Annotated in this window: 7 protein-coding genes; 2 read left to right on the forward strand and 5 right to left on the reverse strand. The window is 56.5% G+C overall.

Features of this window, described 5'->3' with window-relative positions; all coding sequences use genetic code 11:
- Window positions 1-15 precede the first annotated feature (15 nt).
- Window positions 16-3,354, reverse strand: a complete 3,339-nt coding sequence (locus BCV73_RS22985) for a DUF5107 domain-containing protein (protein ID WP_089548657.1) — start codon at window positions 3,352-3,354, stop codon at window positions 16-18.
- Between the two features lie 226 nt (window positions 3,355-3,580).
- Between BCV73_RS22985 and BCV73_RS22990 the strand changes: the two genes are divergently transcribed.
- Complete coding sequence (locus BCV73_RS22990) at window positions 3,581-4,714, forward strand: AraC family transcriptional regulator (RefSeq protein WP_256992958.1); 1,134 nt, start codon at window positions 3,581-3,583, stop codon at window positions 4,712-4,714.
- Window positions 4,715-4,955: 241 nt separating this feature from the next.
- Complete coding sequence (locus BCV73_RS23000; protein WP_089548659.1) at window positions 4,956-6,467, forward strand: alpha/beta hydrolase family protein; 1,512 nt, start codon at window positions 4,956-4,958, stop codon at window positions 6,465-6,467.
- Window positions 6,468-6,690: 223 nt separating this feature from the next.
- Here BCV73_RS23000 and BCV73_RS23005 read toward each other — a convergent pair whose 3' ends face one another.
- From BCV73_RS23005 to BCV73_RS23020, 4 genes are all read right to left on the reverse strand, one after another.
- Window positions 6,691-8,817 (reverse strand): alpha-galactosidase, encoded by a 2,127-nt coding sequence (locus tag BCV73_RS23005; RefSeq protein WP_481855799.1) that lies wholly within the window; start codon window positions 8,815-8,817, stop codon window positions 6,691-6,693.
- A gap of 131 nt (window positions 8,818-8,948) precedes the next feature.
- Window positions 8,949-10,574 (reverse strand): ABC transporter substrate-binding protein, encoded by a 1,626-nt coding sequence (locus tag BCV73_RS23010; RefSeq protein WP_089548660.1) that lies wholly within the window; start codon window positions 10,572-10,574, stop codon window positions 8,949-8,951.
- A 139-nt stretch (window positions 10,575-10,713) separates the two neighbouring features.
- Window positions 10,714-12,528, reverse strand: a complete 1,815-nt coding sequence (locus BCV73_RS23015) for a cache domain-containing sensor histidine kinase (protein ID WP_089548661.1) — start codon at window positions 12,526-12,528, stop codon at window positions 10,714-10,716.
- Entirely contained in the window at window positions 12,497-14,044 is a 1,548-nt protein-coding gene (locus BCV73_RS23020; protein ID WP_089548662.1) for a response regulator, read from the reverse strand. Before BCV73_RS23020 ends, BCV73_RS23015 begins: the two co-directional genes overlap by 32 nt.
- Window positions 14,045-14,096: the final 52 nt, after the last annotated feature.

Here is a 14,096-nt window from a genome sequence, read left to right on the forward strand (position 1 = left end):
CCCCGGCCTGAGATATCATATTCCCGTCCGGCATAATTCAAGATGCTGCGCGGCCCCCTGATGATGCGGCTCCAGCGCCAGCGCCTGCCGGAAATGCTCCTCAGCTTCCCGGATTCGGCCCAGACCCAGCTGCCCAAGTCCCATCATGTAATGGCAGTGGATTTCGTTGCGCTTGTGCAGATCGTCCTCAAACACAAGGAAGTCGGGAAGCGACACGGCGAAATAATCGATTTGCGGCCGGTCGAACAGATGCTTTTCCCCGTAGTCGACCAGCTTGTTGAAGCGGCTCCGCGCTTCCGCTTCCCGCCCCAGCTTGCGCAGGGCCGCGCCCTGGTAGAAAATCATGTGCGGCGGCTGGTCGTTGTAGTACATGGCGCTGGCCGGCTCCTCCAGCCCTTGCGATGCCTGAAGCAGCGCATTTTGCGCTTCCTCCTGCCGGCCGAGCAGGCCGTACGCAACGCCGAGGTAATAGTCAATGTTGTTCTCCTGGGCGCCTTCCAGCTTGCCCTCGCCGATGTTCAGCGGGTACTGCTTCGCGAGCAGCAGCTGCTCGGCGGCCTCCTCCGCCTGGCCTTCGTTCAGCAGCCTTTTGGCGATTTCGACACGGGCGGTCACGTATTGTGCCGGCACTTTGCCTTCCCCGCCTTCCCATGGATGGAAGCTGCGGGCGAGAATAAGGCTGAGCGCCTCCTCATGGCGGTTCAATGTATTGTGCAGCGTTAAGTATTCGAGGTACAGGTCATCCCGAAACTCTACCAGCTCACGGTGCGCTTTCAATGCCTGCAGCCGTTGTTCAGGCGAGCGGCCGGTTTTTTTGTACAGCTGGTCCAGCTCGTAAAAGACGCGTGCGTCCGCCGGGTTCAACCGGAACGCCGTCTCCAGCGCCGCTTGCGCGTCGTCCGGGCGGTTCAGCTTGTTGTAGTAGGCGAGCGCCAAGTTGCGGTAAGGCGTCGCAAAGCTGCCGTCCAGCGCCACCGAAGCTTCCCAGCACGCGGCCGCCTCGGCATGACGCTTTTTGTCATAGAGCAGGTTGCCCAAGTAGTACCTTGCCTTAGCGTCTTCTGGGTGCAGCGCCGCCGCTTCTTGGAGCACGGCGTAATCGTGCAGCGTGTTCGGGAAGCAGTACGCCGGGTCCGCCGCCGCAGCCAGTCTATCATAAGCGGCAGCCTGCTCATCCTGTCCGTTCTTCCGGCTCCAACTCGCCTGGTAATAGCGGACCATCGGATAGACGTTCGGCTGTTCCGGTGCTGCGATGCGGCCCAGGACCTCCAGCGCGTCCGCGTATTGGCCGGCTTCGGCGTAATCCTGAGCCAAGGCGATGTAATTGTGCGCATCGCCGCGCATGAGGCCCGCCAGGCTGTCCAGCGCCTCCTGCGCCTCAGCCGTCCGGCCGGTATCGCGGTAGACGGCGATCAGCTCGTTACGGGCCGCGAATTCCACCGGATCGATGCGGATCGTCTCCCGTACGAGCGTCTCGGCCTCCGCGGCGCGGCCCAGTCTCCGCAGGATGACGCTTTTGAGGTGACGGGCCTTGTAATGGCGGTATTGGACGTTCAGGGAACGGTCCACCAGCTCGAGCGCCTCGTCGTACTGCCCCTGCCCGCAGGCGATCTGCGCGAGGGCAAAGTATCCCGCCGCCTGCCACGCTCCCGTCCACACGCTCTTGTAGAAGGCGGCGTATGCCTCTTCGAGCCGGCCCTGCCATTTGAGCGTTTGGCCGAGATGATAGAACGGCTCGCTGTCATACGGCCTTGCGTTGTGGCGCGTCAGGGTGTCGATCGCTTTTCGGAAATACACTTCGCTCTCCTCAAAGCATCCCCTCCGCAGCAGCAGTCCGTAAGCGTTGTTCAGCCGGATGTCGCCGGGATCCCGCTTCAGTCCCTCCAAATAATAAGCTTCCGGCTCACGGGTTGCGTGCCGGTACTGCTCCAGATGCAGTCCCGCCAAATATAGCGCTTCGGTGTTTGGCAGCAGCTCCGGCGCCTCGATGGCTTTGGCCGGGTCGGGAACCTGCTCGATTTTCTTCGGCATCGGCCGGTAGGAGACCAGCTCCCTTCCCTCCGCGTCCAGTACGATGACCCGCAGCTCCTCTTCCCGGACTTCGGCGCCAATGTTCACCTCCGCCTGGAACACGTCGCTCGGCGACAGCCTCACCGTTTTGTCCAGAACGATCTGTCCGGCGCTCTTCAGCAGCACGCGCGCTTGTTCAAACACCGAGGTGGCGTAGACCTGAATTAATGCCTGCCCGTACGCCGTCTCCAGGTTTACGGCCGCGTCGATGGAGGCGTTCTTCACCAGACCGATCTTTTTATACGGCATAAAATACTGCTTAAAGCTCTTCTCCTCGTACGGCGCGAGCCAGCTGAAATCCGGCTGGTTGTCGGTGTAGACGCCGGTCATAAGCTCGATGTACGGACCGTCCTCGTCCGTCAGATTGCGGTCCCATGCCTGGCCGAACTCCCCGTGTCCCCAAGTCCACTGCTTTTTCCCTGGCGACACATGCCTGTTCGCAACATGCAGCAGCCCTGCGCCGACACCGTGGTCGTAACCGCCGACAAAATTATAGTCCGAGTGATAGGCCATGTAGGAGGTGGGCACAGGAATGTTGCTGTATTTGGAAATGTCTACGCCGGCGGAGTAGTCCATTTTATAATACGTGCCCGTGGCGATCGGAAACTTGGACACGTCGCGCTTGCCGTGGTCGAACACCGCATGCACGTCCGGCGGAAACACAGACTGTGTGTGGTCGTTGACCGCGACCGCCGGGTTGGCCCACCACAGAAACGTCTGCGGCGCTGCTGTCCGGTTGTACAGCTGGGCCTGAATTTCGAGGTAGGCCTTGCCCGGATGCAGGGTGAAGCCGGTCGTCACCTTGGTGCCGTACATGCGGTCGATTTCCCCGACCCATACCGTCGCGCTCCCGTCCGGATTATGTTCGAGCGTATGCTCCACCTCGCCGAACGTGTTCGGGCGGTGATGCTGCGGCCAGTTGAACTCGATCCCCCCGGAAATCCACGGTCCGGCCAGGCCTACCAGCGCCGGCTTGATCACCTGGTTATGGTAGACAAAGTCGTACCCGTTCGTCTTGTCGACCGCCCGGTAAATCCGTCCGCCGATCTCCGGCATGACCTGGATTTGCACGTATTCATTTTCCAAAAAGATGATACGGTACGATTTTGAAACTTTTTCGTCGTCAATTTTATCGATGACCGGCAGCGGATAGACCCGTCCCGAGCTTCCTTGGTACACGCGCTTCTCCAAAAACATCGGGTTCGGATCGGGCTTGCCTGCCTCGTAAGTCGGGATTTCCACCCGCTCCTCCCATACCTTTACTTCTTCAGGCGCTTTGGCCATGCTGACTCATCCTTTCTTTCGCTTGCCGCTTGTATCATTGGCAATGGCGATGTCTGCATTCGGAACCTTTCAAAACTCTATCCTCATCTTAAAAGGAAGCGGCGACGCCCTCCATTCACGATCTCATGGGAATGATGGATTATATTATGATTTTTATTGTTGATAGGGATTGTTGAGACGGAAGTTTCCATTGACAAAGGACACGGCCCAAACCATAGTAAATACTATGGAAAAGATACGAAAACCCGATGGATTCAAATCCGAGAAACTCATCGTCCTGCCGGATCATATTCTGATGGAGGCGTCTTCGCATCCGCTGGTCCGTCCCCTCTACGTGACCGATACCGGATACTTCCCGCGCGCGCTGCATCATTACCGGGAGCGGCCCGAAGGCAGCGAAGCGGTCATCGTCATATTTTGCATGGAAGGAGAAGGATGGTACCGCTTGGGAAGCGGCCGGACGCAGCCGGTCGGCCAGGGCCAGGCCATCGTGATTCCCGCGCGGACTCCCCACGCCTATGGCTCGTCAGAGGAGCATCCGTGGAGCATTTACTGGTGGCATTTCAAGGGGGAGCAGACAGAGGCGTTTTTTGAGGGATTTGGTCTGGGACCCGGTCCAGGGCACGAGTCAGGGCATGAGCCAGGACACGAGTCAGGGCACGGGCCAGAGGCCGAGGAAGCCAGTACGGATGTTAGCGGGTCCGATGAATGGAATAATATCGGTGCGGGTGCGGGCACAGCAGGAGGTCTATCAGGCGTTAAGACTGCTCTAGGTTTGGGTGCACCGGGAGCCTCGGACAGCGGGGACCTCACAGAGCCGCCTTCCCGTCCGGTTAAAACCGCCGCCGCATCCCTTCCCGTCACCCTGCCTCCGGACAAAGCGCGCCAGCTGACCGAGCTGTTCCAGGAAGGATATGCGCTGCTGGAGCAGGGCTATACGCTGAACCATATCATTTATGTGTCGCAGCTGGCGCATCACCTCGCGGCGATTTTGAGACTGTGCCGGCTGCAGCCGCAGGATGGGATTTTCCGCCACAGCCAGCACGATATCACGCAAACGGTGCGGTATATGATGGACCGCCTGGAGGGCACCGTCACACTGAAGCAGATTGCGGCTCAGGCGCGCGTGTCGGTTCCGCATTTTACCCAGCGCTTCAAGGAGGCGACCGGCTATTCGCCGATCGACTACTACCTGCGGCTGAAAATCCAGCTGGCCTGCAGGCACCTGGACCTCACCCAGCAAAGTGTGAAGGAAATCAGCCACCGGCTCGGGTTCCAGGACCCGTATTACTTCTCGCGCCTGTTCAAAAAAATTATGGGCAAGTCGCCCTCCGAGTACCGGGGGATGCGGAAGGGGTAAGTTGGGAAGGGAGTTTCTGAACCATGAATACCAGCTGGTTATTTTGGATCTGATGCTCCCGCAAATCGAGGGTCAGGAGGTCTTGCGCCAAATTCTAGCGAAGGGAACCGTTCCCGTGATTATTTTTGTCGGCCAAAGACAGCGAAATCGATAACATATGAAATTTAAGAACTTTGTTAGAATTACGATAAAGGTACGTTAGGATTCATCTGTATATTGGGCTTCAGAAGGAGGAAGCCAAATGAGAGTATGTGAATTAGCGTTGATTATTGTGAATTTGATTGCCTTGATTTTAGGCACGAGAAATAAATCGTCTAAGACCATTTTGTTAGGACTGACAGGCCTTAATTTGATCGCGCTTGCCCTTCACGGTGCCATTGAGGGATTCCGTTATCAGATGATGTTCTCTTACATTGTTGTTGTTCTTTTTACGATTTACGCTCTAGCGAGAGCTGCATTCAAGTTCCCGGAGTCCAAAATCCTGAAAATTGTGAAGGGGTTTGCGATAGTCTTGTCCCTGATATTCCTCGCCATAACGAGCCTCTTGGCATATGCTCTTCCCGTCTTTACGCTCCCCCAGCCCACAGGCAGCTATGATGTAGGGGTTCAATATGTTGATTTGACGGATGAAAAGCGTCTCGAGCCCTTTTTACAGGGATCGGCCAAAAAGCGGGAATTGGCCGTTAAAATATATTATCCTGCGGCAAAGGATAAAGCCAAGCCGTATGCTGCTTATTTTCACGATTCACCTGAATTGATAAAGACGTTCACCGCAGCCTACGGAATGCCTGATTTTATGTTCAGCCATCTGCGGCTTGTTCAAACCCATACGCAAGAAGGTCTGCCCGTATCCGATAAACAGGCGCGCTATCCCGTTATTTTTTTCTCCCATGGCGCCGGTACGAACATGGAAGTGCATACTTCGCAGTGCGAGGATTTGGCCAGTCATGGCTACATCGTCGTTGCCATTAACCATACCTACGTATCATCGGCAACCGAGCTTCCCGGCGGAATCGTCACGGACCGGGACGCGACCGTAAATTTTGACCAAGGCGACCCTCGGGAAATTGTCGCCAACATTATGGCTGACGATGTCGGTTCCGTGATCGATAAGCTGGGTGAAATGAACACCGGAACAACGGATTCAATCTTTGCAGGGAAGCTCAATCTGGATCAAATCGGTGTCATCGGCCATTCGCTGGGCGGCGCGGCGGCATATGATCTGGCATTGAACGATAGCAGAATCAAAGCCGTTGTTAACCTGGATGGCTCAGTTTATACTGTCCCTAAGGACAAAAATCGCATCGCCCCTTTCTTAATGCTTGCCAATGATGAAACTGGCGTCCAGATGATCCAGAAGCATGAAGCCTCGATGAAAAAATGGGAGGATATGCCTGCTGAAGAGCAGGAAGCCGTGGCGTCAGCATATGGAAGCAAAGAATCCTATATCGATATTTATAAGAAGCAAGAACAAGCGGCCGCTGGACTCGCCGAAACGTTGAAAGCATCGGACAGCTTATATTCAATCGAAGGCAGCGCCCATATGAAATTTACGGATATCGGACTATTTATGGGTGCCGGATTCCACCGCTTCATAGGTATTCAAGGCAGCACTTCAGCGACAGAATGTCTGGCAATCACGGAATCTGTGACATTGGCTTTTTTCAACCAGCATTTGAAGCATGAAACCGGAGATTCGCTCGAGTCCGTGCTTCGCCAATATCCGAAATTGCATAAGGTCAAGCTGATGTGACAGCAGCGACGCGTTCCCCGGCTCACTACACCTCCTCCAACAGTAAAGGACGCCTCGGCCATTTCGGCCTGGAGGCGTCCTTCCGTTTACTCGCTTCATTCTGTACGGCTGATGGCCAGCGGCCTTGTGACTGCTAACCGGCCCGGGAAACGGTTGTCGTTATAGTATCCATCAGCGGGCCTACAGCCTGCCGGCCAGCTATCGGCCACCAGCCACCACCCGCTTACTCCACCGCCGTCACCCGGTACAGCAGGCTGTCAAAATCGCCCCGCAGCGGCAGCTCAATCCCGATGTTCATCAGCGCGCGTCCGCTCCAGCTGCCGGGCAGCCCTTCGATGGCGTACGTCCGGTCCGCCTGCAGCCCCTGCAGACGCAGCCGCGGCAGCGGTTCGCCGAGGCGCTGCGAATGCAGGAAGGCGAACACGGCGCTGTCCGTGCCGGCTTCATCGACGTACTGCACGGCGGTGACGCCCTTGTGCTGGAGATCGGCCAGCCGGTACTGGCGGCCGAACTGCACAAGCGGGCGGATCGCCTTGTACTGGCGGATGAATTCGCCGGACTGCTCGATCAGCTCGTCGCTCCACTCGTTCAGGTTGGAGCCGATGCCGAGCGTGCCCATCATCGCGCTGTGGAACCGGTACTTCAGCGACACATTCCGCTTGTTCATGCCTGTCGGCGATTCTGTCACCCAGCAGGTCATCATCCGCGGCGCATACGTGTACGAGAAGCCCTCCTGGATGCTTAAGCGGTCGAACGCGTCGGTGTTGTCGCTCGGCCAGGACTGGTCGGCATACCGGAAGATGCCGAGGTCGATCCGCGCGCCGCCGCCCGCGCATGTCTCGAATTCTACATGCGGGAACCGGCGCCGCAGCTCCGCCCAAATCTCGTACAGGCTGTGGACATGGCGGATCCACAGCTCCTTCTGCCGGTGCAGCGGATGGTCCTTCATCCCCGGCTCGGTGACCGTGCGGTTCATGTCCCACTTGATGAACTTGATGCGGTGGTTCTGCAGCAGCTCGGTCATGAACTGAAGGATGTACGCCTTAACCTCCGGCTTCGAAATGTTCAGCAGCAGCTGGTTGCGCAGCTCCGTACGCGGCCGCGTCTCAAAATGGTACACCCAATCCGGGTGGGCCCGGTACAAGTCACTGTCCGGATTGACCGCCTCCGGCTCGACCCAGATGCCGAACTCCATGCCAAGCTCGTGAACCTTGCCGATCAGCTCGCCCAAACCGTTCGGAAACTTCTCCTTATTCACGTACCAGTCGCCCAGTCCGGCCCGGTCGTTGTTCCGCTGGCCGAACCAGCCGTCGTCGACGACAAACAGCTCGACGCCCATCCGCGCCGCCCGCTCGGCCAGAGCCATCTGGTCTGCGGCGTTCACGTTGAAATATGTCGCCTCCCAGGAGTTGTACAGCACCTTGCGCGGCTCAGAGCTTGGCAGCACGTACGCGTGCTGGTACTGATGCAGATTCCGGCTCATGCCTCCGAAGCCGCCGGCCGTGTACCCGCCGACAAACCACGGCGCATCGAACGACTCGCCGGCTCCCAGCACCCACTCGCTGTCGAAATCGTTGATCCCGCCGGTCACCCGGACATGATTGAACACCGTTTTCTCCGCGGTAAACTTCCAGTTGCCGCTCCAGGCGAGCGCCCCGAACCAGACGCGGCCGTCCGTTTCCGTCGCCTGGCCTTCATCGACGGCAAACCACGGGTTGGCGTGGCTGTCGGTAAAGCCTCTGCGCGACTCCAGCACCTTTTTCCCCTCGCTCAGCACGTTGCGGCGGAGCTGGAATTCGCCCGACCATTTGCCGGTCACATGCGTCAGCCGGTAATCCCGCAGGTCCGGCAGGCTCCAGGCGGCCGACTGGACGCTCTCGAGGACGATGTCATCCCCGCCGGTATTGACGATGCGTGCGGAACGCTCAATCAGGTCATATTCCGGGATGACCCGATACAGCAGATGGGCTTCCAGCGGGTAAACCCGGTCCTTCAGCACAATGACCAGCGTCTGCCGGCCGTCCTCCTCGCGAATTTCATGACGCACATAGCCGGCCAAAAGGTCCCGGACGCCGTCCGGCATGCGCACCTTCAGGGAAGGCTCGTCATAGTTGACCCCGCCCCAGAAGCTGTACTCTTCGGCCTCCATATCCACTTCGGCGTCAAAGGAGCTGTGCGACCGCCCTCGCAGCAGCGGCGCGCAGTCGTCGATCGTGACAGGCTCGCCCCAATACAGATGCTGCAGCCGGTCCCGTTCATTGATCCCGAACACGTAGGAGCTGCGCTGCGTATGAATCGCAAAGATCCGGCTTTTTTCCTCAAACTCAAACTGCATGTCTACATTCCCCATCGTCCCTCATCCTTTACCGTTTGAAAATGGATCGTTTCCCGCTAACTTCGGGCGTGCAAGCCATCACGGCCTGCGCCCCGGCAAAAAAGGGAGGCCAAAGACAAAGGCCGTCTTTTCCTCCCCCGCTTCCGTTATTTAGACTCCGTCCACAGCTGCTGGCGCTTCTTATAGTTTTCGGTGTAGATTTTCTCCAGTTTGGAGAGGCCAGCCGCCTCGACTTCCTTCATCATTTGGTTGTACTGTTCGGTCACCTGTTCTTCGGTCGGAGCCAAGGCCATCTTCAGGAAATATTTGTTGATCGTATCGTTGACCTTCGTATCCATGATCGCTTCCGGCGTACCGCCCGCAGGTCCCAAATTATCGTATGGGGCTGTGTCAAAAGAGGTATCGGCCAGGTTTTTAATCGCCAGATCGGTCACCGGATCGGACTGGAAGCGGCCGATCAGGTCGTAAGGCGTGCCGTCGGAGCCCGGTCCGTTCTTGATCATCCACGTCCATTTGCGGATGCCCGTCGTCCGGGATGCCTCATCCCAGTTTTTCTTGAACGCATCGAGCACTTCCGGACGCGGCACATGCTTGCCGTCCTTCATGTCCCAGTCCTTGCCTTCCACGCCCCACATCAGGAGGTACTGTCCCTCCTCGCTGGCCAGGAAGTCCAGCAGCTTCATCGTACGCTCCGGATCCTTGTTCGAGCGGGTGATCGCTACGCCGTCCCAGCCCAGGGAGCTTTTCGGACCGTACGTCGTCTGGTCGGCGCTCACGCCCGGAGCCAGCACTTTATATTGATAGAACTGGCGCTCGTCGGCTTTGGCCGGATCGGGCGCTTCCGATTTCAGCAGCGAGTTGGGGTTGCCCACGTTCCACAGCGCTTCGGCTGTAGCGAACACGTTGCCGCCCGCCAGCTTCTGCTCGAACTGCTTCGTTTTCATCGTCGCCCATTCCTTGTCGAGCAGTCCTTTACGGTACAAGGAGTTCAGGAATTTCACCATCTCCAGGTAACGCGGATCGCGGATGTCCTTCTTCAGCTCGCCGTTCGTTTCATAATACGGCATCATGCCAAACATGCCTTTGAAGGTGCCGGATACACTGCCGATATTTTCACCGTTCAGCGTCATCGGGATCGATTCCTTGCCGTCGATCGTCGGATACTTCTCCTTGAACTTCACCAGGAGGTTCTCGAACTCTTCCGCCGTAAACGGCTCACCGTTGTTCACTTTGTCCCCGACGCCGAGCTCCTTCATAATGTCCATGCGCATCATAAAGCCGAAGACCGGGTATTTCTCCAGACCGTACCAGTTGGCAAAATAATAGTTTTTGCCGTCATCGTTTTTCGTTTTGGCCAGGGTGTCGCCGTACATTTCTTTAATATGCGGACCGTACTTGTCGATCAGATCGTTCAGCGGGATAATCGCGCCCGATGAAATATATTTGTTCATGATGTCGCTGCCGCGGTCCAGCATGACGACGTCCGGCAAGTCGCCGCTCGCCAGCATCAGGTTCAGCTTCTCCACCGGGTTGCCGGTCGGCTGCTGAATTTCGACCGTGACCCCGGTCTTTTCCGTAATCGCTTTGGCCACCGGGTTGTTGAACGCATCCCCCGTATTTTTATCGAACCACGTCAGCGTGATCGGCGCATTGCTGTCCGCGGCCGCGCCCTTGTCATCGCCGGATGCCGCTTTCCCGCCTCCTCCGCCGCCACAGCCAGTAAGCGCTGTCATAACGAGGGCTGCCGCGAGAATCCCTTTGATCGTTTTCATTGCCTGAACCCCTTTCTGAAGTCGTCATATTCTTGTTCCCGAATACATGTCTAATTGTAAAAACGGGGAGTTCAATTAGCTATAACGCAATATTACAATTCATAATGGAAAACGTCTTTCATCGTTTCAAGGCAGCTCCTCATCCTGGTGCTTTTGCGGCAGATGGAGGCGGATCGAGCGGTATCCGGATCGTGACGGCGGTGCCGATGCCCGGTTTGCTGAACATGGACACTCCGTATTCCCCGCCATAAGTGAGCTTGATGCGGTCATCCACGTTTTTGATACCATATCCGGAAGCTCCGGAAGGACTGTCGCTCTTCTGCATCGCCTGGTCCAGCTGCTCCGCCGTCATACCGGCGCCATCGTCAATGACTTGGAGCAGCATGTCATGCCCGTCCCGCTTCAGCTTGACGTTAATGTTAACGCCCGACTCGTCCCACATCGCGTGGTTGATGCAGTTCTCGATAAAAGGCTGCAAAATCAGCTTGATCGTCGTCCGCTGGAACAGCTCTTCATCGAGGTCGTAGTGCATATGCAGCTTGTCCCGGAAGCGGATGTCCTGAATCGCCACGTAATTTTTGACGAGATTGATTTCCTGCTCCACCAGAATGATCCGCTTTCCTTTGTTCAGCGACACCCGGTAGTACTTGGCCAAATAGTTGACCATGCGGTAGACCTGCCCCGCCCCCTCTTTTAAGGCCAGCGAAGAAATCGACGAAAGCGTGTTATACAGAAAATGCGGATTGATCTGCGCCTGCAGCGTATTCAGCTCCGATTCCTTCATGGCGATTTCCTTCACGTACACATCCTGAATCAGATTCTGGATCGTTGAGGCCATTTTATTGAAGGCAAAAGACAGCTGGCCGATCTCGTCATGCCCCATCGGTTTGATGGAGAGGCGGAAGTCGCCCCGTTCCACCTTGCGGATCTGCTGCAGCAGCACCTCGATCCGTTTGGTCAGCACCTTGGTGGTGAAATACAGCAGCAGAATGGCGATGCTGATCGTGATCGCGGAGAACCAGATGATTTTTCCCGTAGCCTTGTTCGTGTTGGACAGCAGCTCGTCATACGGCACGGTAATGACCGTACTCCAGCCGTTGCTCAGCTTGTTATAGGTGAAAAAGCGCTCCTGCCCGTTCATTTTCAAGTCAAAATGACCCGATTTCCCGCTCAGCTCCTTTTGAATGGGATAGAGGTCGTACAGCAGGCTGGAAGCCAGGTTCTGATCCCCCGTGCTGATGATCCTTCCGTTTTCGTCGATAATGTAGACGCTTTTGTTGTTGTTTTCCATCTTAATGAGGGAATACAGCTCGTTGTCGCTAATATCCAATGTTAAAATCCCGTAGGGATGCTGGAGGCTGAAATAGCTCAGCGAACGGGCCAGCGTAAAATGCGCATCCGGCGCCGTGTAGTCGTCCGTATGGGTATAGACGGTGCTTCCGGCGGCTTTCAGCGCCTTTCCCTTGATTTCGGCGGGCAGCTCCTCCATATATTTCACGTACTGGCCGTCGGAGTACAGCGTTTTGTTGCCGGTAAAGATCGTGATGTTCTGAATGTTGGAATTCAGCGTCATCAGCGAGGGCAGCGTGCGGTTGATGTATTGAAAAGCGTCCAAATAATAAAACGCCTGCTCGTAATCCGTCGATAAATAATTGCGCAGCTGGGCATCCATGTACAAAATGTTCGACAGCTGGTTATAGTAATCCAGCCGCTTCTCCACGTTGGTGTTGATCTGGGCCAATGTCACATTAAGCGCGGTATACGTCTGCTTCGTAATCGTGCTGCGGGTCGACGTATACGAATAGTAGATCAGAATGGAGAACGGCAGAATAATGACGATCAGAAAGATGAAGAAAAATTTGTGCCGCAGGCGCGGGCGGGCAAGCCTGCCTGTCCGGGTGAACGGAATGCGTGCGGCGATTTTATCCCAGAAGGAGATGTTTTCGGTATTCATTCGGCGTGACTCCTTGGTTTTTCACGAATAAGGAAATAAAGTAGGACGTGCTCTCGTAACCCACCATCTGGGCGATGTCCTGCACCTTCAGCGATTCGTCAGCCAAGTAAGCCTTGGCCTTGTCGAGGCGGATTTGGGTCAGGTAGTCGTGAATCGTCATCCCCGTTTTCTCTTTAAAAATGGACCGCAGGTAGTTCGGCGACAGGTACACCTGATCCGACAGGCTGTTAATCGTAATCGGCTGATGGAAGTTCTGGTCGATCATCGTCCGCACCTGATGCACCAGCTTGGCGTTCTTGTCCGCAAACCGCTGCCGGACCGAATCCGCCGCCTGCTTGGCGTAGTCCATCACCAGCGCTTCAATCTCGTAAATGGTTTGACAGCCGTACACGGTATGGTACAGCTCGGCACGTTTATGGCTTTCCGCAATCGGCTCGTGAATGTGCTCCAGCAGGTGCTCGATCCAGCCGATGGCCGCGCCGCACACCTCGTTTTTCGCAACCCTCAGCGCCACCAGCTTGGCGATTTGCTCACTTAAAATCTCACCCGCCCGTTTCAGATCATGCCCGTCCAGCGCTTCGATCCATTCCTTCTCCGCAAGCGCCGGCGCCTCACCACCCTTGGACTGCTGAACGTCCTCCGGCCCGATGACTTTTCCCTTTCCCGTGTAAAATAGCTCCGCTAATATGACCCGTGTTTGCCGGTACAGCGCCTGAATTCCCGTCAACGATTCCTCCTGCGGTGCCGTGGCGACCGTTACCGTAAAATGCAGCGATTGCCGGATTCGCTCCAGCAGATCGTTCCAGCCATATTCACCCGGCTTGGCCGCAGCGTCCATAAAAAGGCCCATCTCGCCTTCCTTGAACAGGACGATGTCGGCGTCTAGCCGTTTCTCGGCCAGCCATTCCCCGATCAGCTCGGACACCTGGTCGCGTCCGTCTTCCACGGATACGCTTTGTGCCTCAGCGCTGATCACGTCCAGCTGCAGCAGGGCCAGCGCATACTTCTGCCCCTCCGGGTGGCGCGACAGCCGGCGAAAGCTGGCGGCCAGATTTCCGGTGCGCTCCGCATCGGATTCATGGACGAGCTCCTTCAAAATATGGGAGCGGGTCACGCGGATCGAGCGGTTCTTCATCCGCACTTCCTCGCACTGATGCTTTACTTTTTCGATAACGCTTACAATTTCGCTGAGATCGAGCGGTTTCAGCAAATAACCGACGGCCCCCACGTTCAAGGCCGATTTGACGTAATCAAATTCGTCGTGCCCCGTCAGGAACACGAGCTGCATCCAGTCATAACGCTCCCTTATATGCCGCGCCAGGTCCAGGCCGTTCATAAGCGGCATTTGCACGTCGGTCAGCACGATGTCGGGCTGGATCGCCTCGATCTTCTCCACGGCATCCCGCCCATTGACGGCCGTGCCTGCGACATAGAGCCCCATCTCTTCCCAGCGAATATAATCCCTCATCATCTCAAGCTCCAGCTCTTCGTCGTCCACGAGAAAAATGCTGTACATGGTCTACCCCTCCAGTCCCCTTTTGCTAACGTTTATATAGAAATGAACTAAA

Source organism: Paenibacillus sp. SSG-1 (assembly GCF_002224835.1).
GTDB classification, from domain to species: domain Bacteria; phylum Bacillota; class Bacilli; order Paenibacillales; family Paenibacillaceae; genus Paenibacillus_AQ; species Paenibacillus_AQ favisporus.

What these genes read in the sequence shown, in the direction of transcription:
- BCV73_RS23010 (WP_089548660.1), bottom strand. Translation starts at nt 10,574, where the DNA reads ATGAAAACGATCAAAGGGATTCTCGCGGCAGCCCTCGTTATGACAGCG.
- BCV73_RS23020 (WP_089548662.1), bottom strand. Translation starts at nt 14,044, where the DNA reads ATGTACAGCATTTTTCTCGTGGACGACGAAGAGCTGGAGCTTGAGATG.
- BCV73_RS22990 (WP_256992958.1), top strand. Translation starts at nt 3,581, where the DNA reads ATGGAAAAGATACGAAAACCCGATGGATTCAAATCCGAGAAACTCATC.
- BCV73_RS22985 (WP_089548657.1), bottom strand. Translation starts at nt 3,354, where the DNA reads ATGGCCAAAGCGCCTGAAGAAGTAAAGGTATGGGAGGAGCGGGTGGAA.
- BCV73_RS23000 (WP_089548659.1), top strand. Translation starts at nt 4,956, where the DNA reads ATGAGAGTATGTGAATTAGCGTTGATTATTGTGAATTTGATTGCCTTG.
- BCV73_RS23015 (WP_089548661.1), bottom strand. Translation starts at nt 12,528, where the DNA reads ATGAATACCGAAAACATCTCCTTCTGGGATAAAATCGCCGCACGCATT.
- BCV73_RS23005 (WP_481855799.1), bottom strand. Translation starts at nt 8,817, where the DNA reads ATGGGGAATGTAGACATGCAGTTTGAGTTTGAGGAAAAAAGCCGGATC.